Origin of the sequence: Escherichia sp. GZ89, assembly GCF_019366485.1 — a bacterium.
GTDB classification, from domain to species: Bacteria; Pseudomonadota; Gammaproteobacteria; order Enterobacterales; family Enterobacteriaceae; genus Escherichia; species Escherichia fergusonii.
Window position 1 is genome coordinate 248,188 of record NZ_JAEOHX010000001.1, and the last position, 19,952, is coordinate 268,139.

A 19,952-nucleotide genomic window follows, 5' to 3' on the forward strand; every position below is an offset into this window, starting at 1 on the left:
TAATCAGGCGAGAGATAACTCTGATGAAAAACTGGAAAACAAGTGCGGAATCCATCCTGACCACTGGCCCGGTAGTACCGGTTATTGTGGTTAATAAACTGGAACATGCGGTGCCTATGGCAAAAGCGCTGGTTGCTGGTGGTGTACGTGTGCTGGAAGTGACTTTACGTACCGCCTGCGCCGTTGATGCGATTCGCGCAATTGCAAAAGAAGTGCCGGAAGCAATCGTAGGTGCAGGTACTGTTCTGAATCCACAGCAACTGGCCGAAGTGACTGAGGCTGGCGCGCAATTTGCTATCAGCCCGGGTCTGACTGAGCCACTGTTGAAAGCAGCAACCGAAGGCACTATTCCACTGATCCCTGGTATCAGCACGGTTTCTGAACTGATGCTGGGTATGGATTACGGTCTGAAAGAGTTTAAGTTCTTCCCGGCTGAAGCAAATGGTGGCACCAAAGCGTTGCAGGCGATTGCAGGACCGTTTTCTCAGGTTCGTTTCTGCCCGACTGGTGGTATCTCTCCGGCAAACTATCGTGACTACCTGGCGTTGAAGAGCGTGCTTTGCATTGGTGGTTCCTGGCTGGTTCCGGCGGATGCACTGGAAGCTGGTGATTACGACCGTATTACTAAACTGGCGCGTGAGGCAGTAGAAGGCGCGAAGTTGTAAGAAAAAGATTGCTGAAGTCCGGATGGACCCTGCAATACATTGAATTTGTATGCCGGATAAGACGCTTACGCCCCATCCGGCATGTACAAAGCACAAAATATCAGCAATAAAAATGCCCGATCATAAGTCGGGCATTTTTATTGGTCAGTACTAACAGTCGGTATTTAACCTTGTACTTTCACCTGCACCGCAGCGTGTTTTGCTCGTTCAATTGCTTCTTCAATACTCTCTGCCGTAGCCAGTACTACTCCCAGACGACGACTGCCATCAATTTCTGGTTTCCCGAATAAACGAATCTGCAAACCAGCCCCAACAGCAAGTTGCACATTGTCAAAGGTTACATTCTGGCTGGTTAGTTGCGGCAGAATTACGGCAGAGGCAGAAGGCCCATATTGACGAATTGCACCAATTGGTAAGCCGAGGAAAGCACGTACGTGAAGTGCAAATTCAGAGAGATCCTGAGAAATTAGTGTCACCATTCCGGTGTCATGGGGGCGAGGGGAGACCTCACTGAAAATGACCTCGTCGCCACAGACAAAAAGCTCTACACCAAACAGGCCGTAACCACCCAGTGCAAGTACCACCTTGCGGGCGATCTCCTGAGCACGTTCCAGCGCCAGCTTACTCATCTGTTGTGGTTGCCAGGATTCACGATAATCACCGTCCTGCTGACGATGCCCGACTGGATCACAAAAATGAACACCATCCACGGCACTGACAGTCAGCAGGGTAATTTCAAAGTCAAACTTCACCACACCTTCTACGATGACCCGGCCTGCGCCCGCACGTCCGCCTTGCTGCGCATATTCCCAGGCTTGAGTCAGTTGTTCGGCACTGCGAATAAAACTTTGTCCTTTGCCTGATGAACTCATCACTGGTTTAACAATGCACGGATAGCCTATTTCTTCTACCGCAGTAAGGAAGTTTTCTTCGCTTTCGGCGAAGCGATATGTCGATGTGGGTAATTGAAGTTCTTCTGCGGCCAGACGCCGAATACCTTCACGATTCATGGTCAACTGTGTGGCCCGCGCACAAGGCACAACATGCTGGCCTTCTTGCTCCAGCTTCACAAGAGTATCAGTAGCGATAGCCTCAATTTCTGGCACGATGTAATGGGGTTTTTCCTGTTCCACCACATGACGTAGCGCATCGCCATCCAGCATATTAATTACATATGAACGATGCGCGACATGCATGGCGGGGGCATCAGCATAGCGGTCAACGGCAATGACTTCCACGCCAAGTCGCTGACACTCAATCGCCACTTCTTTACCCAGTTCGCCAGAACCCAATAACATTACTCGCGTTGCTGCCGGACGCAGCGCTGTGCCTAATACCGTCATATCTAAATCCCCTGAAAAATTCCGCCGCAGTATAAACGAAAACGTTTGCGTATGTCTTTATGATTGCTTGCAAAACTCAACTAAAGTGAATATACTGTATAAAAACACAGTTATAGTAAGAGGCTGCAAAATGGCGGTTGAAGTTAAATACGTAGTCATTCGTGAGGGTGAAGAAAAAATGTCGTTTGCCAGCAAAAAGGAAGCCGATGCGTATGACAAAATGCTTGATACGGCGGATATGCTCGATACATGGCTGGCTTGTTCGCCAGTTCACATGGAAGATGCACAGCGAGAGGCGCTCTCTTTGTGGCTGGCAGGACAAAAAGATGTGCTCAGTACAATTCTGAAAACGGGCAAACTACCGACGCCACAAGTGGTGGAACCTTCCTCAGATACTGAGGACGATTCTCAGGCAGCATAAAGCGACTTGCGCTCCTGACGATTTGTACCATGCTTTCTCCTGAATCATTGTGCTATGGAGAAAAAGATGAATAAAAGAGGAGCGTTGTTGGCTATGTTACTGCTTGGTGCGAGTGCGTCAGTTATCGCTGTCGACAACGAGACAAGCAAATCGGTAACATTTCCCAAATGTGAAGGGCTTGATGCAAATGGCATTGCTGCCAGCGTCAAACGTGATTACCAACAAAACAGGGTTGTACGCTGGGCTGACGATCAAAAATCAGTCGGCCAGGCCGATCCTGTCGCATGGGTCAGTGTGCGGGATATTCAGGGTAAGGATGATAAATGGCGTGTACCACTGACAGTTCGTGGTAAAAGCGCCGATATTCATTATCTGGTTACGGTCGATTGCAAAGCAGGTACAGCTGAGTATCATCGGCAATAAACAAAAATTAGTGCAATTATCCTGGCTCCGTTAGGAGTCGAAAATCTTTATTGTTCTTTAAACTGCAATACTATCAGTAGATAGGGCTAGTATTGCAGATAGCCTTTTCTTTAACTTCCCGTCTCTGCTCATTTCATTTGCGAAACTTTTTCCTCACATACATTTTCTGACGTACCCGTCAGGTATGCTATACAAATCCAACATCACTCTTTGAGAGGCAAAATGGCTAACTGGCTGAATCAATTACAATCTCTTCTTGGGCAAAATGTTTCAAACGCCTCTGGTGTTCAGGGATTAAGTAAATTACTTGTACCTGGCGCACTAGGCGGTCTGGCAGGTTTGCTTATTGCCAATAAATCATCTCGTAAATTACTCAGTAAATATGGTACCAGTGCTCTGCTGGTTGGAGGTGGTGCGGTAGCAGGTACGGTCCTGTGGAATAAGTACAAAGAGAAAGTGCGAGCTGCCCATCAAAATGAACCTCAATTTGGCAATCAGTCATCACCACTTGATGAACGCACTGAGCGCTTAATCCTCGCCCTGGTGTTTGCTGCGAAAAGCGATGGACATATTGATGCCAAAGAACGTGCTGCGATTGACACTCAGCTACGTGAAGCGGGTATTGAAGAGCAGGGAAGAGTTCTTATTGAGCAAGCCATTGAACAGCCGCTTGATCCTCAACGCCTGGCAAAAGGGATTCGTAACGAGGAAGAGGCACTGGAAATTTACTTCCTTAGCTGCGCGGCAATAGATATCGATCATTTTATGGAGCGCAGCTACCTGAATGCCTTGGGTGATGCACTGAAGATCCCGCAGGATGTACGTGAAGGGATTGAACATGATTTACAACAGCAAAAGAATGTGTTGTCAGGTTAACGTCCCATCATAGAGTTGCATGTTTCGCTTGCATCCCGGGTGACTTTTGCCACCCTTATAGGATGTTTCATTCAGAAAGAACAATAACATGCTACCGAAAGCTAACCGAATACCCCATGAGTTAACGCTACATGGCGACACGCGCATCGATAATTATTTCTGGCTGCGGGATGACACCCGCTCGCAGCCAGAAGTGCTGGAGTATCTCAAAGATGAAAATGCGTACGGACACCAAATTATGTCTACGCAGCAGGCGCTCCAGGATCGGGTATTAAAGGAGATTATCGACCGTATTCCGCCGCGAGAAGAATCAGCACCCTACGTGAAAAACGGTTATCGCTATCGTCATATTTACGAACCAGGTTGCGAATACGCCATTTATCAACGCCAGTCGGTGCTCAGTGAAGAGTGGGATGAGTGGACCACATTACTGGATGCGAACAAACGCGCAGCACATAGTGAGTTTTATTCACTCGGTGGGCTTGCTATCTCGCCTGATAACACCATTATGGCACTGGCTGAAGATTATCTTTCACGGCGGCAATACGGCATTCGTTTTCGTAACCTGCAAACCGGTAACTGGTATCCAGAATTGCTCGACAATGTGGCACCGGAATTTGTCTGGGCCAATGACTCGCTCACTTTTTATTATGTGCGAAAACATCCCACCACACTTTTGCCTTATCAGGTTTGGCGGCATAACGTTGGCACGCCATTCACTCACGATGAGCTTATCTATGAAGAGAAAGACGACACGTTTTATGTCAGTCTGCACAAAACCACATCAAAACATTATGTGGTGATTCATCTGGCCAGTGCTACAACCAGCGAAGTGCAACTGTTGGACGCAGAATTAGCCGATGCCGAACCGTTTGTCTTTCTGCCAAGACGTAAAGATCACGAATACAGTCTCGACCACTATCAACATAAGTTTTATCTGCGTTCAAATCGAAATGGTAAAAACTTTGGCCTTTACCGTACCCGGGTGCGTGATGAGCAGGCGTGGGAAGAACTGATCCCGCCGCGTGAAAACATTATGCTGGAAGGATTTACGCTGTTTACCGACTGGCTGGTGGTAGAGGAGAGGCAACGCGGCCTGACAAGTTTGCGGCAAATTAATCGCAAAACACGGGAAGTGATTGGTATAGCCTTTGATGATCCTGCATATGTAACCTGGCTTGCTTACAATCCAGAACCTGAAACCTCGCGTTTGCGCTATGGTTACTCCTCGATGACCACACCAGATACTTTATTTGAACTGGACATGGATACCGGTGAACGACGCGTCCTTAAGCAGACAGAAGTGCCCGGTTTTAATCCTGATAACTATCGCAGTGAACATGTGTGGATTACGGCGAGAGATGGCGTCGAAGTGCCAGTTTCTCTGGTTTACCATCGAAAACATTTTCGTAAGGGACAAAATCCGTTGCTGGTGTATGGCTATGGCTCATACGGGGCAAGTATTGATGCGGATTTCAGTAGTAGCCGACTCAGCCTGTTGGATCGCGGGTTTGTTTACGCCATTGTGCATGTGCGTGGAGGCGGTGAACTGGGGCAACAATGGTACGAAGATGGCAAGTTTCTCAAAAAGAAAAATACCTTCAACGACTATCTTGATGCTTGCGATGCGTTATTAAAACTGGGCTACGGTTCACCTTCACTTTGTTTCGGCATGGGAGGGAGTGCAGGCGGGATGTTAATGGGGGTTGCCATTAATGAACGACCTGAACTGTTTCACGGTGTTATTGCGCAAGTTCCGTTTGTCGATGTACTGACAACAATGCTTGATGAGTCGATCCCTTTAACGACAGGAGAATTCGAAGAGTGGGGCAATCCGCAAGATCCCGAGTATTACAGCTATATAAAAAGCTACAGCCCGTATGACAATGTTACTACGCAGGATTACCCCCATCTGCTGGTGACAACTGGTCTGCATGATTCACAAGTACAATACTGGGAACCGGCAAAATGGGTCGCTAAACTGCGGGAATTAAAAACCGACAAAAATCTTTTACTGCTCTGTACAGACATGGATTCGGGGCATGGTGGGAAATCCGGGCGTTTTAAATCTTATGAAGGCGTAGCCCTGGAGTTCGCATTTTTGATCGCACTGGCGCAGGGAACATTACCAGGCACTACGCACAATCACGCATTTCCCAGATAATGTTTCAGCGTTAACCGTAGTTCCGGGCTCATACTGTCGAGATTGTTAAACAACCATCGCAGGTAGCCCGGATCACGTTCAGCAATTTCAGAGACCGCTTTGCCACGATATTTGCCGAAGGTAAATGTCGTCAGCAAGGCTGGACGTCCGGTGATATTGGCCATTTGCTCTGCTGTCCAGCCAGAGACATTCATAATATCAATCAGCAACGCCGCAGTAATGTAACAGTCATATAAGGCCCGGTGATGATGTAGCCCTGGTGGTGTTTGAACATTCAGTTTGCGCGATTTATACAAAGCCATATTGCTGTATTTGATTCCCGGCCATAAATGCCGCGAAAGCTTCATGGTGCAGATCCACTCGCCAGGCATTTCTGGCAATACACGACGGTCAAAACTGGCATTATGTGCAACATACCAGTCGCTACCGTAATAATGCGGGATCACTTCCTCAATCCACGGTTTATCCGCGACCATGGCTTCAGTAATACGGTGGATAGCCATTGCCTGAGGGGTGATTGGACGGTCAGGGCGTACCAGGTGACTCATAGGGTTAGTAATTTTTCCATCCACCACGTCAACAGACGCGATTTCAACAATTCCGCCCTGTAAACCACAAGTTTCTGTATCGATGACGCGCAACATGGCTTTGCTCCTGACCAAAAAGCTTAGCGTAAAGGAATGATATCTCCTTGCCAACCTTCATTCGTTCTTTGTCCGGTTAATAATAATGATCCCCGATCAGCCCGAACAATCAGCTGTCCGTGTTCATCCCATAATGCACTGCTACCTCGTGCATTTGCCATCAGCACAGCAATGGAATACTTGTGGGAAAAATACTGTAAATGAGACGTCGATGCTATCAAGTCTCGTTCACTTACGTTCTGGAAAGTTGTGAAAAGCGAACTGGTTGAGTCCAAATCAAGCGCATCAGGTTGCCTGGTTATCACATTAATGTGTTTTAAGTGTCTGGAAAGACAGGCTCCGTGGCTTTGGGGAAAATAATGTGGTTTGGTCATCCAGGGGGCGAAAACGGCAATGCCTCTGACAAAATGGTCGTTTTGTTCTACAGGTAAACCAGCGATAACTGTAATCCGCCTGGAGGCTGCGGCATACGCTAAGGGTTGCAATAACAGGTCATCCGGTGGTGGGGGAAGCGTGCCTTTGGTCTCATCACATCCGAGCAAAGACAGGGAAGGGAAAACCAGTAATTCGCAATACTGCTTGGCAGCAGCGTGAATAAATTCCAGATGGAGAGAAATGTTTTCTGATAGTGAAATCTGACGAGGTTCGTATTGGGCGGCTGCGATCTTCCAGGGGGACATAATGACTTCCTTTTCATAGTGCCTGTTAGCAACTCTAAAGCATAGGTTAAGAATTTGCTTATAAATTAACAGGCAACATGTAAGGAATTGTAATTATAGTGCTAATTTATTTCATTTTGGGTTCGTAGGGCAACCGTGAAAGAGAAACAGAAGCGAGGCGATGGGCGATCAGTCGTTCGCGAAACCATGAACGCAAATGCTCTGGTTGTTCACGTTCCACGGCTTCGGCGATAACCGGCATATTATAACGTTCTTTGAAAGCAACTCCTGCGGCGGCAAGGTCAACATTCACCTTATCCATTTCCACTTGATCAAGCTGCGCCAGATTAATCTTCATGAGCTTCTCCTGATTCGATAGCGGGCAAAAGTTACTAAGAGAAGCGTTCGATAGCAAGTCTGAGTTGATGATTCTCGACTCATTCATTATTGAAGGTTATGCTCTTGCTAATAAGTTATTACAAAAGGGAATGTAAATATGGCTTCATCTGTAAAAAAAATTTGCTGGACTGTTCTGTTTGTTGTTACTGCACTGATTCCACCAGCTTCATGGGCTCATGCCCATCTGACTCACCAGTATCCTGCCGCTGATGCAGAAGTGACCGCAGCTCCCCAGGCGCTGACATTGAATTTTTCGGAAGGCATTGAACCGGGATTTAGCGGTGCCACCCTTACGGGCCCGAAACAAGAAGTCATTAAACTGCGCCCGGCAAAGCGTAACGAACAGGATAAATCACAACTGATTGTGCCACTGGATGAATCACTCAAGCCCGGAAAATATACCGTGGACTGGCATGTTGTGTCTGTGGACGGGCATAAAACCAAAGGGCAATACACCTTTAGCGTGAAATAACCATGCTGATGTTTACCTGGATTGCGCTGCGCTTCATCCACTTTGCTGCGTTAATGCTGATCTTTGGCTATGCCTTGTACGGTGCATGGCTGGCTCCGGTATCAATTCGCCGTCTGATGATGCGTCGATTTCTCCGTCCACAGCAATATGCCGCAGCTTTTAGTTTTGTCAGTGCCTTGACGATGCTGGTGATACAAAGTGGCTTGATGGGTAATGGCTGGCAGGATGTCGTCTCCCCCTCAGTTTGGACCGCAGTATTACAAACACGATTTGGTCACGTCTGGCTTTGGCAAATTGTTTTTGCATTTATCACCCTTATCGTGGCACTGATGTCTCCGCGTTCGTTACCTCGATTATTACTGGCACTGACCCTTGCGCAGTTTATTTTGCTGGCAGCAGTGGGCCATGCAACATTACATGATGGAATTACGGGGGCATTACACCGACTAAACCATGCAGTGCATTTAATTTGCGTAGCAGGGTGGTTTGGCGGACTGCTGCCTGTTATCTATTGTATGCGCCTGGCCAAAGGTCGCTGGCGACAACAGGCTATCGTAACCATGATGCAATTTTCCCGATATGGGCATCTTGCGGTGACGGGGGTTTTGCTGACGGGAATTGCTAACGCATTATTTATTAATGGGTTATCGCTATCTTTGCAGACCCGATGGGGGCAACTCCTTTTGCTTAAATGTGCCCTTGTCATTGTGATGGTGGCAATCGCTCTGGTGAATCGGTATGTTCTTGTGCCACGAATGGGGCAAGCCAGTAGCCGCGCTGATCTCTGGTTTGTCTGGATGAGTAAACTTGAATGGCAAATCGGTGCCGTGGTGCTGGTGATTATTAGCCTGCTTGCAACTCTCGAACCTTTTTGATGGACTGAATAATGATGAAAAAAATCACTCTCGCACTACTGTTGCTTACCAGTTCAGCAACTGCCCTGGCGGCTCCACAGGTGATAACCGTGAGTCGTTTCGAAATGGGTAAAGACAAATGGGCATTTAACCGCGAAGAGGTGATGCTGACATGCCGACCGGGCCATGCTTTGTATGTTATTAATCCGAGTACCCTGGTGCAGTATCCTTTGAACGATATCGCACAAAAGGAAGTCGCCAGCGGGAAGACCAATGCCCAACCGATTTCGGTGATTCAGATTGATGATCCCAACAAACCTGGTGAAAAAATGAGTCTGACGCCGTTTATAGAACGAGCTGAAAAACTCTGTTAATTACCTAAAATAGCCTTTTGATTTCCAATAAAAAACCGCCTCAGTTCTTTCACCAGAACGGGCGGTTTTTAACATTTAAGCTGATGACCACCACGCTTTTTATTGACCATTTTGCACGCAAACTGGAAAACCTGGCGTCGTCATCTATTCTTAAAGGGCAAGGCAACTAAGCCTGCATTAATGCCAACTTTTAGCGCACGGCTCTCTCCCAAGAGCCATTTCCCTGGACCGAATACAGGAATCGTGTTCGGTCTCTTTTTATCTGTTAAAAGCCAGAAATATTCCATTCGCTGACTTTATATTCAACCATAACACACACTCCACGGTCTTAGTCCAGCGTTTTTTAACATTCTTGTTAAAATTATGTGATCTTTAGCGCGGGAGGAAAAACTGATGAAACAGCCTGCTCCCGTGTATCAGAAAATCGAGGGTGGTCAATGGCGACATATCTGGCTGGTCGGCGATTTACATGGATGCCTGGAGCAGTTGCGCCGCAAATTATGGCATTGTCGTTTTGATCCGTGGCGAGATTTACTTATCTCAGTGGGAGATGTTATCGATCGTGGGCCGCAAAGTTTACGTTGTCTGCAGTTACTTGGAGAACGTTGGGTTCGTGCGGTAAGAGGCAATCATGAACAGATGGCGATGGATGCGCTGGCATCCCAGCAGATGTCGTTGTGGTTAATGAATGGCGGCGACTGGTTTGTTGAGTTGGTAGATAATCAACAGAAACAAGCGAAAACAGCGCTGGAAAAATGTCAGTATTTGCCCTTTATTCTTGAAGTACACAGTTGCACCGGCAAACATGTTATTGCTCATGCCGATTATCCTAATGATGTTTATGAATGGCAAAAGGACGTCGATTTGCATCAGGTCTTGTGGAGCCGCTCACGATTACGTGAAGGCCAAAAAGGGAAGGAAATTACAGGTGCTGATCATTTCTGGTTTGGTCATACACCGTTGCGCCATCGCGTGGATATTGGCAACCTGCATTATATTGATACCGGTGCTGTCTTTGGGGGCCAACTGACTCTTGTACAATTGCAATAACTAAAAATCACCGTACTCCTGGGCAGGTCGCCAGAAACCATCAATAAAATCCTCAATCGGAAAACAACCGCCATGGCGGATCCGTTGATCGCTCATAGAATAAAGACACTGCTGTTCCGTGTTGTAGACATCCACAACAATATCTTCACAACCGCCATCCAGGTAGCAAACAAAAAGTACCAGCGCGAACATTTCATCCCCGAAGTGTGGTGCCGTACCGTTAAGTTTAGGAGAGATTTTACAACGAGGGAATAACCAGGATAAATAACCCGCCATGCCGACGGGTTCTTTTTGGATCAGGCAAGACGCATAATCCAGGCATCAGATTGTTGATCGTAACGGGTACGGTAAAGGACAGAGTGTTCGCCATTTAGCAGGGCAGGGATACTGGTTTCGGCATCCCAGGCATCCAGTTGCATACATAAATCGGGGTCAGATTTACAAGGAATGGTTAACGTTCGATCACCCGGCGATTCACCGTGTAACTCGCCGTCGTCGATTTCAAAAGCGCCTATGCGCACACTGGTTTTCATCTTCGTGCTCTCCATTTAGCTGTCGGTTGTGGTACGACCAGTCCGATCGCGCCATTTTTCAGCCTAGTTGAGGTAGCCGAATGCGCCAGTCAAAACGTGCGCTTTTTTTGTGCGCTTTCAGGCGTTACCGGTAAAAAGTTTCCCATCGCGCACCAGTTCACGCGGGTAGCTGTTTTTCAGTCGCGAACCAATCCGTTTGGCTAAACCAATCGGTTGATGCTGGAAAGTAACCAATACATCATCCGCAACTGGCGCGGCTTGCGGGTAAACATCGCGCCCGCGATACCACTCCTCCGCTTCCTGCGCCGTTAGTTCAAAAGCGTTCACATTGTCGGGGGAGGCAAGGGCAATAACCGCTTCATGCTGCCAGCGATAACCTTTGTTATGTGTTTCGGCAAGTTTAATCCCCAACCGAGAAAATCGGACTTTACCGATCAAGGCTTCAATGCCCACCGGGAACAACCACAGTTCTTTGTCGCGTTGCCAGAGGCGCAGGTTTTCATCCCAGTTTAAGCCAACACCAGCAGCCGCCTGACGAATTTGTCCAGCTTCGCGATCTTTCACCGGGCTGAACGGGAAATTGCCCACTTTGTATTTTGGGGCGGGTAAGGCGGGAATCGCCTGAGTTTTACGCAGACGAGCAACGAAGAAGCCTTCGCAGTCGTAAATTTGTGGGAAAACATGCAAAAAGCCTTCCTCGGTCAGCGCCTTGTTTGCACCAGGGAAGAGATTGCCAAGCGGTAAAAACTCTACTGCGTCGGGGTAAGTCTCTTTAAGCCACAGGCAAACGGCTTCGTTTTCTTCCCGGTTTAAGGTACAGGTCGAGTAAACCAGTGTACCGCCAGGGCGTAATGCATGAAAGGCGCTGTCGATCAGTTCCCGTTGGGTAGCTGCGATTTCCTGATTGCTTTCTGGTGACCAGTTTTTTAGCGCATCGGGATCTTTACGCACCACGCCTTCGCCGGAGCAGGGAGCGTCCAGCAAAATGGCATCGAACATTTCGGGTAATGCCGCACCAAACACGCGGCCATCAAAATGTGTGAGCGCAACATTACTGATACCACAGCGGCTGATATTGGCATGTAACACTTTTACCCGACTGGCGGAAAACTCATTGGCAAGGATCGCCCCTTCGTTATTCATCCGCGCGGCAATTTGCGTCGTTTTGGAGCCGGGCGCGGCAGCGACATCCATCACCCGCTGTGGTGCATTACCGTCAGCAAACAAGGCGGCGACGGGCAACATTGAACTGGCTTCCTGAATATAAAACAGGCCACTTAAATGCTCTGCGGTACTACCCAACGGCAATGCATCTTCATCGTCGCGTTCAATCCAGAAACCTTCTTCACACCACGGAATAGGCGTAAGCGTCCAGTTATAAGTGGCGGTTAATTGCAGGAAATCAGCAACGGAGATTTTCAGCGTATTAACGCGAATACTGCGGCGCAACGGGCGCTGACAGGCGGAGAGAAAATCATCAAATGAGAGCGTCGAAGGCATTGCTTCGCGCATTTGCGTCAGAAAGGCGTCCGGGAAATAAACGGTGTGTTGGGCCACGAGCATGTACCACAGGCAAAAAAACAGGCGCGCAGTTTAGCATAAACGCTCCGGCGCAGGCACGCCGGAGCAATGGACATTATTTGGGCAGCGCAGTTCCCCATTCACGCCACTCTTTCGGTTCACTTTCCTGCAACAGGAAGTGTTTACCTTCCTGGGCTTTCGGTGCCAGCGGAGTACCCGGAGGCGTGGCAAAGGCGATGCCGCCACGGATAAACTGGTTAAAGGTGCCGGTTTTCACCACGCCGCCAGTCAGACCAAAATCCAAACTGTAACCCGATGCCAACCAGAAGACGGAATTGTTACGCACCAGGTGTTGATAGCGTTTACTGATGCGCATCGCAATCATCACGCGATCTGACAGTGTCCCCAGCGTCATTCCGGTAACCGTACCTACTTCCAGACCACGGAACAGCACAGGCGTACCGATGCCTAACGAACCGGCTTCCGGCGCTTCAACAATAATGCTTAAGCCATCCAGGTAACGCGAATCAGTTATGGTGGCCTCTTGTAATTCAAAGTCACGGCGAGGATTGCCCCGACCAGGCTCGACGTTGATATACGGCTGGAGGATAGTATCAAGATGCTCAACGCCCGCTGCCGAAATTTGCGGAGTGACCACTGAGAAGCGTGTACCTCCGCGCGCAAAGGTCTGGACATATTCCGGGTAGAGCACCGCCTTTGCCTGTACTTCATTGCGCGCGGTAATCAGATCCAGCGTCTGAATTTGCCCGATATCAATACCGAGATAGCGAATTGGCATCCCGACTGCCAGTTTTCCGGCATCGAAAGCGTGGAGCGTAATCTGTCCGCCAACCGCACGGGCCGCTGTTTCGGAAGCATACAGAATTCGCTTGTCACCTTTACGTTGGCTGGCGCTGGCACCGCTGAGGTTATCGAAGCTAATAGCCCCCTTTAATGCTCTGGAGAGCGGGGATGCCTGTACGGTCAAGCCACTACCATTCAGCTGAACTTTCGCCCCACCTTCTGCCCAGAACACGCTATTACTGGTCAAGAGGTTGCGGTATTCCGGCTTAATATGCAGATCGATATCAAACGCGTTAGCTCGGGGACGTACGGTAATAACTTCACCAACTTCAAATTTACGGTACAGCACTACCGATCCCGCTTGCACATCCGGCAATGTCTCTGCACTCAAACTCACGGTTGTGGTGGGCAAATCGCTAAGGCTGTTCTCCAGCGCTTTTTCCAGATTGGCATACAGCGGATAGCTGGGTTTCATTGCGCCTTTATCACCAGGAAGAATGCGGATCCCGCCGTTGATCCATTCTGAGGCGCTGGCGCCGAGAAACTCGACGCCGTCCAGCCCCACTTTCACGTCGACACGACTGTTGACGACAAATTTGCTATCGCCTTTTACCAGGTCGCGATGCTGAGGCTCGATGGCGACGGTAAAGGTGACGCCTTTGCTGGTGAGTTTACGATCGATAACCTGGCCTACCTGCACGCCGTGAAGAATGAGCGGCTGACCAGCATCAATACCGTAACTTTCCGGCGCGGTCAGGGTCAGCGTCAGAACATCTGGCTCATGGAGCAGGGCTTTTTCGCCAGGAACAACAATAAATTCTTTACGTGGCTCACCGTCGCCCGGCACCAACTCGAAGGTTTTGCCGGTCAGCAGGGCACTGAGATTAGCATCGCTAAGGGATAATTTTGGATTACGTAATTCGATGCGGGTATTTTCCCGTAACAGCGTGACGACGCTGGGATCAACGGTCATTTCTCCGGTGACTTTACCACCAGGATTTAAATCCAGTTTAGTTAGTTGTCCAACTTCCAGCCCCTGATACATTAACGGCGTCGAGTCGGCGGTTAATCCGGCACCGCTCGGCAGTTCCAGTTTTATTATTACGCCACGCTGGCTATGGGCCAGATCTTCATACAGACCAAAGGTATCTTCCGCCTCGGCAGGTTTCGACTCTTCAGGTGAATCGAAGGCAATCGCACCGTTAACCAGTGCCGCCAGACTTTCCAGTTTCACCTTCGCGCCACTGATACTGACGTTGGCATCAACGCCGGAAACGTTCCAGAAACGGCTACCTTTTTTTACCAGGTCGGTAAAACGCCGCTCGATCAGGACATCAATCACCACACCTTGTTTATTGGGATTGATGGCATAGTCGTAGACTTTACCCACCGGGATCTTGCGGAAATAGACCAGTGAACCACTGTTCAGTGAACCGAGATCGGGGGCTTGCAGGTGGATCATCAGATCGCCGTTATCCAGCCGATATTTTGGTTGGGTGTCGAGTGCGACAAAGTGATCCTGCTCTTTACCTTTACCCGGCATCATGCCGATATAGTTACCACCGACGAGGGCGTCCAGCCCGGAGACTCCTGCCAGCGATGCCTTTGGCGTCACCAGCCAAAACTGTGTCTCTTCGCGCAGCGCATCTTTCATATCGGACTTGATGCTGACTTTGACTTCAATCTTACGAAGATCGTCGCTCAGGCTGATATCCTGCACAGTTCCGACTTCAACACCCTGATAACGAACAGGCGTTCGGCCGGGGACGATACCGTCCGCCGACATAAAGTCGATGGTGACGGTATTACCCCGATCCTGATAACTGTCCCAAATCAGCCAACCAGCAATCATTAGCGCGATGAACGGCAGCAGCCAGAAAGGTGAGATACGGCGTTTATTTTTAATCTGCGCTTCAGTCGTCGAAGCGGGCGTTTCCTGACTCATGTGCATCCCAAAGTAAGCGGCTGTCCAGCCATTCCACAGCAAGAATAGTCAAAATTACCGCTGCGCCGAAATAAAACGCAGCCGGTCCCATAGTAAAAGCGAGGATCTGATCGCGATTAATCAGCGACATGGTTAAAGATATGACAAACAGGTCAAGCATCGACCAGCGACCAATCCAGGTCACCATCCGCAGTAATAGAATGCGTGTGCGTAAACCTTGCTGGCATTTAAAATGAATACTCAACAGTAAAGTGAACATGACGATCACTTTAGTAAACGGCACCAGAATACTGGCGATAAAGACGATTCCGGCGACCGCAATGTTGCTACTTGCCAGCGACATAATCCCGGAAAGTATCGTATCTTCCTGCCGGCCACCATTCAGATAAATGATAGAAATAGGCAACAGGTTGGCAGGTAACAACAAAACGATTGACGCTAACAGCGCCGCCCAGCATTTTTGCAGACTATGACGGCGACGCAGGCGTAGCGGAATATGGCAACGCGGGCAGCGACCACGCTGATCAGGATAGCCGGTAAAATGGCACCCAAGACAGACACGGAGTTTCTCGTCCCTACGCGTAGCGGGGCGCTGCGGATAAAATTGCTCCCACAGTTCTTCGACATTAAGATGTGACAATGTCACCGTCGTTAAAATCACCAACGCCACAAAAGAGAACAAGCCGACACCCGCCTGGATATGGGCATAATCCTGTACCTTTATAGAAGCAACGCCAATGCCGACCAGGTAGATATCGAGCATTACCCACTCTTTCAGTCGCTCAAGCATCAGCAGTACCGGACGTAGATTCATTCCCAGTCGGTTACCAAACCATAAATAAGCTATGGAGGTCACCAGAATGAGGGGGGCACCAATAACGCAAAAAAAGACCATCGCCCCCGTTATTGCATCGCCCTGTTTGGTCATTTGCCAGATGCCTTGCATGACATTGGCGTCAATACGAATGCCTAACAGCCAGATATGCAACAGCGGTTCGCCCCAGGCAAACGGCATCAGCAACAGCATGGTGAATGCCATTGCTGCCAGACGCGTTAGCGACCAGTCGCGCCCGTCACGAATTTTTGCCTGACAGCGCGGACAATAGGCACTTTGATGAGAATTTATCTCGGGCAGACTAAACAGCATGTCACATTGCGGGCAACGTTGATAATCACCACGTGGAAGTTCCTCGCCAATTGACCTTACTGTTATTTTTTTTGATGGCGTAACTTGCGGGGTGTTAAGAGCCATGACGTGCCAAATGTAATAAGAATTAACATTAATAATAACCCATGATGGGAATGATCTTGAGCATTAACGCATTTAATGCTTATTTTAATAGGCTGGCAGTTCCAGGTAAGACAACCAAGTGATTATATAATGAACAAAACAGAATTTTACGCGGATTTAAACCGTGATTTTCGGGCATTAATGGCTGGAGAAACTAGCTTTCTGGCAACACTGGCGAATACCAGTGCTTTGCTGTATGAGCGCCTGACTGATGTAAACTGGGCAGGATTTTATTTACTCGAAGGCGAGACGTTGGTGCTGGGGCCGTTTCAGGGCAAAATCGCCTGTGTACGGATCCCGGTTGGACGTGGCGTGTGCGGTACGGCTGTTGCTCGCAATGAAGTGCAGCGTATTGAAGATGTCCACGCTTTTGATGGTCATATCGCCTGTGATGCAGCCAGCAACGCGGAGATAGTTTTGCCGCTGGTGGTTGAAGATCAGATTATTGGCGTTCTGGATATTGATAGCACTCAGTTTGGCCGCTTCACAGAAGAGGATGAACAAGGCCTGCGCCTGCTGGTGACGGAGCTGGAAAAAGTGCTTGCAATGACGGATTACAAAAAATTCTTTGCGAGCGTCGCAGGATAATCAACGGATAACGTAGCAATTACTGATGGCGTCATTATAATGACGCCTGTTCATGCCTGCGCTTGTTGGCTACGTCCGTTGTAATCAGGAAATTTCATGGAAAATCAACCTAAGTTGAATAGCAGTAAAGAAGTAATCGCGTTTCTGGCCGAGCGTTTTCCCCACTGTTTCAGTGCGGAAGGTGAAGCGCGTCCGCTGAAAATCGGTATTTTTCAGGATCTGGTTGACCGTGTTGCCGGGGAAATGAACCTCAGCAAAACGCAACTGCGATCCGCTTTACGTCTTTATACTTCAAGCTGGCGCTACCTGTATGGCGTAAAACCAGGCGCAATACGTGTCGATCTCGACGGTAACCCGTGTGGTGAGCTGGAGGAGCAGCACGTTGAGCATGCCCGTAAGCAGCTTGAAGAAGCAAAAGCTCGCGTTCAGGCGCAACGTGCTGAACAGCAGGCGAAAAAGCGTGAAGCAGCTGCGGCTGCAGGGGATAAAGAATCTGCACCACGTCGTGAGCGCAAACCGCGTCCTGCAGCACCTCGCCGTAAAGAAGGCGCAGAGCGCAAGCCTCGCGCTGAAAAGCCCGCAGCGAAAGCACCACGAGCACCTCGCGAAGAGAAGCACACACCTGTTTCCGATATTTCTGCACTGACCGTAGGGCAGGCGCTTAAAGTGAAAGCAGGCAACGATGCGATGGATGCCACCGTACTCGAAATCACCAAAGACGGCGTCCGGGTACAGCTGAATTCGGGTATGTCTTTGATTGTGCGCGCAGAACACCTGGTGTTCTGAAACGGAGGCCGGGCCTGGCATGAACAATTTTTTTAGGCTTACCGCGTTTGCTGGCCTGCTTGCAATAGCAGGCCAGACCTTCGCTGTAGATGATATTACACGTGTTGAGCAAATTCCTGTTTTGAAGGAAGAGACTCAACACGCGACAGTAAGTGAGCGCGTGACTTCTCGTTTTACGCGTTCGCATTATCGTCAGTTTGACCTCGATCAGGCGTTTTCTGCGAAAATATTCGATCGTTATCTGAATCTGCTTGATTACAGCCACAATGTGTTGCTGGCAAGTGACGTAGAAGCCTTCGCTAAAAAGAAAAATCAGCTTGGTGATGAATTACGTACGGGCAAACTGGACGTCTTTTATGATCTCTATAATCTGGCACAAAAGCGCCGATTTGAACGTTATCAGTACGCATTGAAAGTACTGGAACGCCCGATGGATTTCACGGGTAACGACACCTATAACCTTGACCGCAGCAAAGCTCCGTGGCCGAAAGACGAAGCGGAAATGAATGCGTTGTGGGATGGCAAGGTGAAATTTGACGAATTAAGCCTGAAATTGACCGGTAAAACCGATCAGGAAATTCGTGACACCCTGACGCGTCGTTATAAATTTGCTATTCGTCGACTGGCACAAACCAACAGTGAAGATGTCTTCTCGCTGGCGATGACCGCATTTGCACGTGAAATCGATCCTCATACCAATTATCTCTCTCCACGTAATACCGAACAGTTCAATACTGAAATGAGCCTGTCGCTGGAAGGTATTGGCGCAGTATTGCAGATGGATGATGACTACACCGTTATCAACTCCATGGTTGCCGGTGGTCCGGCAGCGAAGAGCAAAGCGATAAGTGTGGGCGATCGTATTGTTGGTGTTGGGCAAACGGGTAAACCGATGGTCGATGTTATCGGTTGGCGTCTGGATGATGTCGTTGCCTTAATTAAAGGCCCTAAGGGCAGTAAGGTACGACTTGAGATCCTGCCAGCAGGTAAGGGCACTAAAACTAAAACGATTACCCTGACGCGCGAACGTATTCGCCTGGAAGATCGCGCCGTTAAGATGTCGGTGAAAACCGTCGGTAAAGAAAAAGTTGGTGTGCTGGATATCCCTGGTTTCTACGTGGGCTTAACCGATGACGTTAAAGTGCAGTTGCAGAAACTGGAAAAACAGAACGTCAGCAGTGTGATTATCGATCTGCGCAGTAACGGCGGTGGTGCGTTGACCGAGGCAGTTTCGCTTTCCGGTTTGTTTATCCCATCTGGCCCGGTGGTGCAGGTGCGTGATAACAACGGCAAGGTACGTGAAGATAGCGACAACGATGGTGTGGTCTATTACAAAGGTCCGCTTGTTGTCCTTGTTGATCGTTTTAGTGCCTCTGCGTCAGAGATCTTCGCTGCGGCGATGCAGGATTACGGCCGGGCATTGGTGGTTGGCGAACCGACCTTTGGTAAAGGTACCGTACAGCAGTACCGTTCTTTGAATCGTATTTACGATCAAATGTTGCGTCCTGAATGGCCTGCATTAGGTTCAGTACAGTATACAATCCAGAAATTTTATCGTGTTAACGGTGGCAGTACACAGCGTAAAGGTGTAACGCCAGACATCATCATGCCTACGGGCAATGAAGAGACGGAAACCGGAGAAAAATTCGAAGACAATGCATTACCGTGGGACAGTATTGACGCCGCAACTTACGTGAAATCAGGTGATCTGAAATCGTTTGGGCCGGTGCTGCTTAAAGAGCATAACGCTCGTATCGCTAATGATCCTGAATTCCAGTACATCATGAATGATATTGCCCGTTTCAAAGCGATGAAGGAGAAGCGTAGTATTGCCTCGCTCAATTTTGCACAACGCGAAAAAGAGAATAACGAAGATGATGCACTGCGTCTGCAGCGCCTCAATGATCGGTTTAAACGGGAAGGTAAACCACAGTTGAAGAAACTGGATGATCTGCCGAAAGATTATCAGGAGCCAGATCCGTATCTTGATGAAACGGTAAAAATAGCGCTCGACCTGGCGCATCTTGAAAAAGAGAAGCCAGCGGAAAACCCCGCGTCTACTAAGTAATGTCAAACAGGCACAAGATAATGTGCCTGTTTTTTTTCACACGTCAGCCAAATGCTACAAAATGTAAAGTTG

Annotated in this window: 21 protein-coding genes; 12 read left to right on the top strand and 9 right to left on the bottom strand. The window is 48.9% G+C overall.

From position 1 onward, the window contains the following. Positions 1 to 23: 23 nt before the first annotated feature. Positions 24 to 665, top strand: coding sequence for a bifunctional 4-hydroxy-2-oxoglutarate aldolase/2-dehydro-3-deoxy-phosphogluconate aldolase (gene kdgA / locus K0335_RS01200; protein ID WP_000800528.1), 642 nt, complete (start codon positions 24 to 26; stop codon positions 663 to 665). Between the two features lie 164 nt (positions 666 to 829). Here the strand turns inward: kdgA and purT are convergent, their stop codons facing one another. Further along, positions 830 to 2,008, bottom strand: a complete 1,179-nt coding sequence (gene purT, locus K0335_RS01205; RefSeq protein WP_000217103.1) for a formate-dependent phosphoribosylglycinamide formyltransferase — start codon at positions 2,006 to 2,008, stop codon at positions 830 to 832. Positions 2,009 to 2,138: 130 nt separating this feature from the next. Between purT and yebG the strand changes: the two genes are divergently transcribed. The 4 genes from yebG to ptrB all read left to right on the top strand — a co-directional run bounded on the left by yebG (position 2,139) and on the right by ptrB (position 5,892). Then, on the top strand, positions 2,139 to 2,429 hold the full coding sequence (gene yebG, locus K0335_RS01210) for a DNA damage-inducible protein YebG (RefSeq protein ID WP_000257719.1): 291 nt from the start codon (positions 2,139 to 2,141) through the stop codon (positions 2,427 to 2,429). Between the two features lie 66 nt (positions 2,430 to 2,495). Continuing rightward, complete coding sequence (gene yebF, locus K0335_RS01215; RefSeq protein WP_001042118.1) at positions 2,496 to 2,852, top strand: protein YebF; 357 nt, start codon at positions 2,496 to 2,498, stop codon at positions 2,850 to 2,852. A 222-nt stretch (positions 2,853 to 3,074) separates the two neighbouring features. After that, positions 3,075 to 3,728, top strand: coding sequence for a tellurite resistance TerB family protein (locus tag K0335_RS01220; RefSeq protein ID WP_046077479.1), 654 nt, complete (start codon positions 3,075 to 3,077; stop codon positions 3,726 to 3,728). Positions 3,729 to 3,816: 88 nt separating this feature from the next. Further along, the gene (gene ptrB, locus K0335_RS01225) at positions 3,817 to 5,892 is read left to right on the top strand and encodes an oligopeptidase B (RefSeq protein WP_000936984.1); all 2,076 of its coding nucleotides are present in this window, start codon (positions 3,817 to 3,819) and stop codon (positions 5,890 to 5,892) included. Here ptrB and exoX read toward each other — a convergent pair. The 3 genes from exoX to holE all read right to left on the bottom strand — a co-directional run bounded on the left by exoX (position 5,874) and on the right by holE (position 7,553). Continuing rightward, the gene (gene exoX / locus K0335_RS01230; RefSeq protein ID WP_000946659.1) at positions 5,874 to 6,536 is read right to left on the bottom strand and encodes an exodeoxyribonuclease X; all 663 of its coding nucleotides are present in this window, start codon (positions 6,534 to 6,536) and stop codon (positions 5,874 to 5,876) included. The two genes, ptrB and exoX, sit on opposite strands and share 19 nt — an antisense overlap. 23 nt (positions 6,537 to 6,559) lie before the next feature. Next, positions 6,560 to 7,216, bottom strand: a complete 657-nt coding sequence (locus tag K0335_RS01235) for a carbon-nitrogen hydrolase family protein (RefSeq protein ID WP_104919666.1) — start codon at positions 7,214 to 7,216, stop codon at positions 6,560 to 6,562. A 106-nt stretch (positions 7,217 to 7,322) separates the two neighbouring features. Next, positions 7,323 to 7,553, bottom strand: coding sequence for a DNA polymerase III subunit theta (gene holE / locus K0335_RS01240; protein WP_000700614.1), 231 nt, complete (start codon positions 7,551 to 7,553; stop codon positions 7,323 to 7,325). 138 nt (positions 7,554 to 7,691) lie between these two features. On the opposite strand from holE, the gene yobA reads away from it, so the two are divergent. From yobA to pphA, 4 genes are all read left to right on the top strand, one after another. Further along, positions 7,692 to 8,066 (top strand): CopC domain-containing protein YobA, encoded by a 375-nt coding sequence (gene yobA / locus K0335_RS01245; protein ID WP_000168725.1) that lies wholly within the window; start codon positions 7,692 to 7,694, stop codon positions 8,064 to 8,066. 2 nt (positions 8,067 to 8,068) lie between these two features. Then, positions 8,069 to 8,941: a copper homeostasis membrane protein CopD gene (gene copD / locus K0335_RS01250; RefSeq protein WP_000928496.1), complete on the top strand. Its 873-nt coding sequence runs from the start codon at positions 8,069 to 8,071 to the stop codon at positions 8,939 to 8,941. An 11-nt stretch (positions 8,942 to 8,952) separates the two neighbouring features. Then, on the top strand, positions 8,953 to 9,294 hold the full coding sequence (locus K0335_RS01255) for a YebY family protein (protein WP_000976177.1): 342 nt from the start codon (positions 8,953 to 8,955) through the stop codon (positions 9,292 to 9,294). 393 nt (positions 9,295 to 9,687) lie between these two features. Beyond that, positions 9,688 to 10,344 (top strand): protein-serine/threonine phosphatase, encoded by a 657-nt coding sequence (gene pphA, locus K0335_RS01260; RefSeq protein WP_000812708.1) that lies wholly within the window; start codon positions 9,688 to 9,690, stop codon positions 10,342 to 10,344. Here the strand turns inward: pphA and K0335_RS01265 are convergent, their stop codons facing one another. The 5 genes from K0335_RS01265 to yebS all read right to left on the bottom strand — a co-directional run bounded on the left by K0335_RS01265 (position 10,345) and on the right by yebS (position 16,399). Further along, positions 10,345 to 10,536 carry a YebW family protein gene (locus tag K0335_RS01265; RefSeq protein ID WP_001296140.1) on the bottom strand — a complete coding sequence of 64 codons (192 nt, stop codon included), beginning with the start codon at positions 10,534 to 10,536 and terminating at the stop codon, positions 10,345 to 10,347. 104 nt (positions 10,537 to 10,640) lie between these two features. Then, positions 10,641 to 10,877 carry a YebV family protein gene (locus K0335_RS01270; protein ID WP_001295499.1) on the bottom strand — a complete coding sequence of 79 codons (237 nt, stop codon included), beginning with the start codon at positions 10,875 to 10,877 and terminating at the stop codon, positions 10,641 to 10,643. Positions 10,878 to 10,994: 117 nt separating this feature from the next. Next, a complete protein-coding gene (gene rsmF / locus K0335_RS01275; RefSeq protein ID WP_002432103.1) occupies positions 10,995 to 12,434 on the bottom strand; it encodes a 16S rRNA (cytosine(1407)-C(5))-methyltransferase RsmF in 1,440 nt (479 codons plus the stop codon). A 79-nt stretch (positions 12,435 to 12,513) separates the two neighbouring features. Beyond that, positions 12,514 to 15,147 carry a lipid-binding membrane homeostasis protein YebT gene (yebT, locus tag K0335_RS01280; RefSeq protein ID WP_002432104.1) on the bottom strand — a complete coding sequence of 878 codons (2,634 nt, stop codon included), beginning with the start codon at positions 15,145 to 15,147 and terminating at the stop codon, positions 12,514 to 12,516. Further along, the gene (gene yebS / locus K0335_RS01285; RefSeq protein ID WP_104919669.1) at positions 15,116 to 16,399 is read right to left on the bottom strand and encodes a membrane integrity lipid transport subunit YebS; all 1,284 of its coding nucleotides are present in this window, start codon (positions 16,397 to 16,399) and stop codon (positions 15,116 to 15,118) included. The genes yebT and yebS overlap by 32 nt, the downstream gene beginning before the upstream one ends. Before the next feature lie 129 nt (positions 16,400 to 16,528). On the opposite strand from yebS, the gene K0335_RS01290 reads away from it, so the two are divergent. The 3 genes from K0335_RS01290 to prc all read left to right on the top strand — a co-directional run bounded on the left by K0335_RS01290 (position 16,529) and on the right by prc (position 19,880). Next, on the top strand, positions 16,529 to 17,026 hold the full coding sequence (locus K0335_RS01290; RefSeq protein WP_001043894.1) for a GAF domain-containing protein: 498 nt from the start codon (positions 16,529 to 16,531) through the stop codon (positions 17,024 to 17,026). A 96-nt stretch (positions 17,027 to 17,122) separates the two neighbouring features. Continuing rightward, the gene (gene proQ, locus K0335_RS01295; protein ID WP_000431358.1) at positions 17,123 to 17,812 is read left to right on the top strand and encodes an RNA chaperone ProQ; all 690 of its coding nucleotides are present in this window, start codon (positions 17,123 to 17,125) and stop codon (positions 17,810 to 17,812) included. A 19-nt stretch (positions 17,813 to 17,831) separates the two neighbouring features. Next, positions 17,832 to 19,880 (top strand): carboxy terminal-processing peptidase, encoded by a 2,049-nt coding sequence (prc, locus tag K0335_RS01300; RefSeq protein ID WP_104919670.1) that lies wholly within the window; start codon positions 17,832 to 17,834, stop codon positions 19,878 to 19,880. The last annotated feature ends 72 nt before the right edge of the window (positions 19,881 to 19,952 follow it).

Excerpts from the sequence above, each read along its gene's own strand:
- kdgA (WP_000800528.1), top strand. The coding sequence starts at position 24 with ATGAAAAACTGGAAAACAAGTGCGGAATCCATCCTGACCACTGGCCCG.
- purT (WP_000217103.1), bottom strand. The coding sequence starts at position 2,008 with ATGACGGTATTAGGCACAGCGCTGCGTCCGGCAGCAACGCGAGTAATG.
- yebG (WP_000257719.1), top strand. The coding sequence starts at position 2,139 with ATGGCGGTTGAAGTTAAATACGTAGTCATTCGTGAGGGTGAAGAAAAA.
- yebF (WP_001042118.1), top strand. The coding sequence starts at position 2,496 with ATGAATAAAAGAGGAGCGTTGTTGGCTATGTTACTGCTTGGTGCGAGT.
- K0335_RS01220 (WP_046077479.1), top strand. The coding sequence starts at position 3,075 with ATGGCTAACTGGCTGAATCAATTACAATCTCTTCTTGGGCAAAATGTT.
- ptrB (WP_000936984.1), top strand. The coding sequence starts at position 3,817 with ATGCTACCGAAAGCTAACCGAATACCCCATGAGTTAACGCTACATGGC.
- exoX (WP_000946659.1), bottom strand. The coding sequence starts at position 6,536 with ATGTTGCGCGTCATCGATACAGAAACTTGTGGTTTACAGGGCGGAATT.
- K0335_RS01235 (WP_104919666.1), bottom strand. The coding sequence starts at position 7,216 with ATGTCCCCCTGGAAGATCGCAGCCGCCCAATACGAACCTCGTCAGATT.
- holE (WP_000700614.1), bottom strand. The coding sequence starts at position 7,553 with ATGAAGATTAATCTGGCGCAGCTTGATCAAGTGGAAATGGATAAGGTG.
- yobA (WP_000168725.1), top strand. The coding sequence starts at position 7,692 with ATGGCTTCATCTGTAAAAAAAATTTGCTGGACTGTTCTGTTTGTTGTT.
- copD (WP_000928496.1), top strand. The coding sequence starts at position 8,069 with ATGCTGATGTTTACCTGGATTGCGCTGCGCTTCATCCACTTTGCTGCG.
- K0335_RS01255 (WP_000976177.1), top strand. The coding sequence starts at position 8,953 with ATGATGAAAAAAATCACTCTCGCACTACTGTTGCTTACCAGTTCAGCA.
- pphA (WP_000812708.1), top strand. The coding sequence starts at position 9,688 with ATGAAACAGCCTGCTCCCGTGTATCAGAAAATCGAGGGTGGTCAATGG.
- K0335_RS01265 (WP_001296140.1), bottom strand. The coding sequence starts at position 10,536 with ATGTTCGCGCTGGTACTTTTTGTTTGCTACCTGGATGGCGGTTGTGAA.
- K0335_RS01270 (WP_001295499.1), bottom strand. The coding sequence starts at position 10,877 with ATGAAAACCAGTGTGCGCATAGGCGCTTTTGAAATCGACGACGGCGAG.
- yebT (WP_002432104.1), bottom strand. The coding sequence starts at position 15,147 with ATGAGTCAGGAAACGCCCGCTTCGACGACTGAAGCGCAGATTAAAAAT.
- yebS (WP_104919669.1), bottom strand. The coding sequence starts at position 16,399 with ATGGCTCTTAACACCCCGCAAGTTACGCCATCAAAAAAAATAACAGTA.
- K0335_RS01290 (WP_001043894.1), top strand. The coding sequence starts at position 16,529 with ATGAACAAAACAGAATTTTACGCGGATTTAAACCGTGATTTTCGGGCA.
- proQ (WP_000431358.1), top strand. The coding sequence starts at position 17,123 with ATGGAAAATCAACCTAAGTTGAATAGCAGTAAAGAAGTAATCGCGTTT.
- prc (WP_104919670.1), top strand. The coding sequence starts at position 17,832 with ATGAACAATTTTTTTAGGCTTACCGCGTTTGCTGGCCTGCTTGCAATA.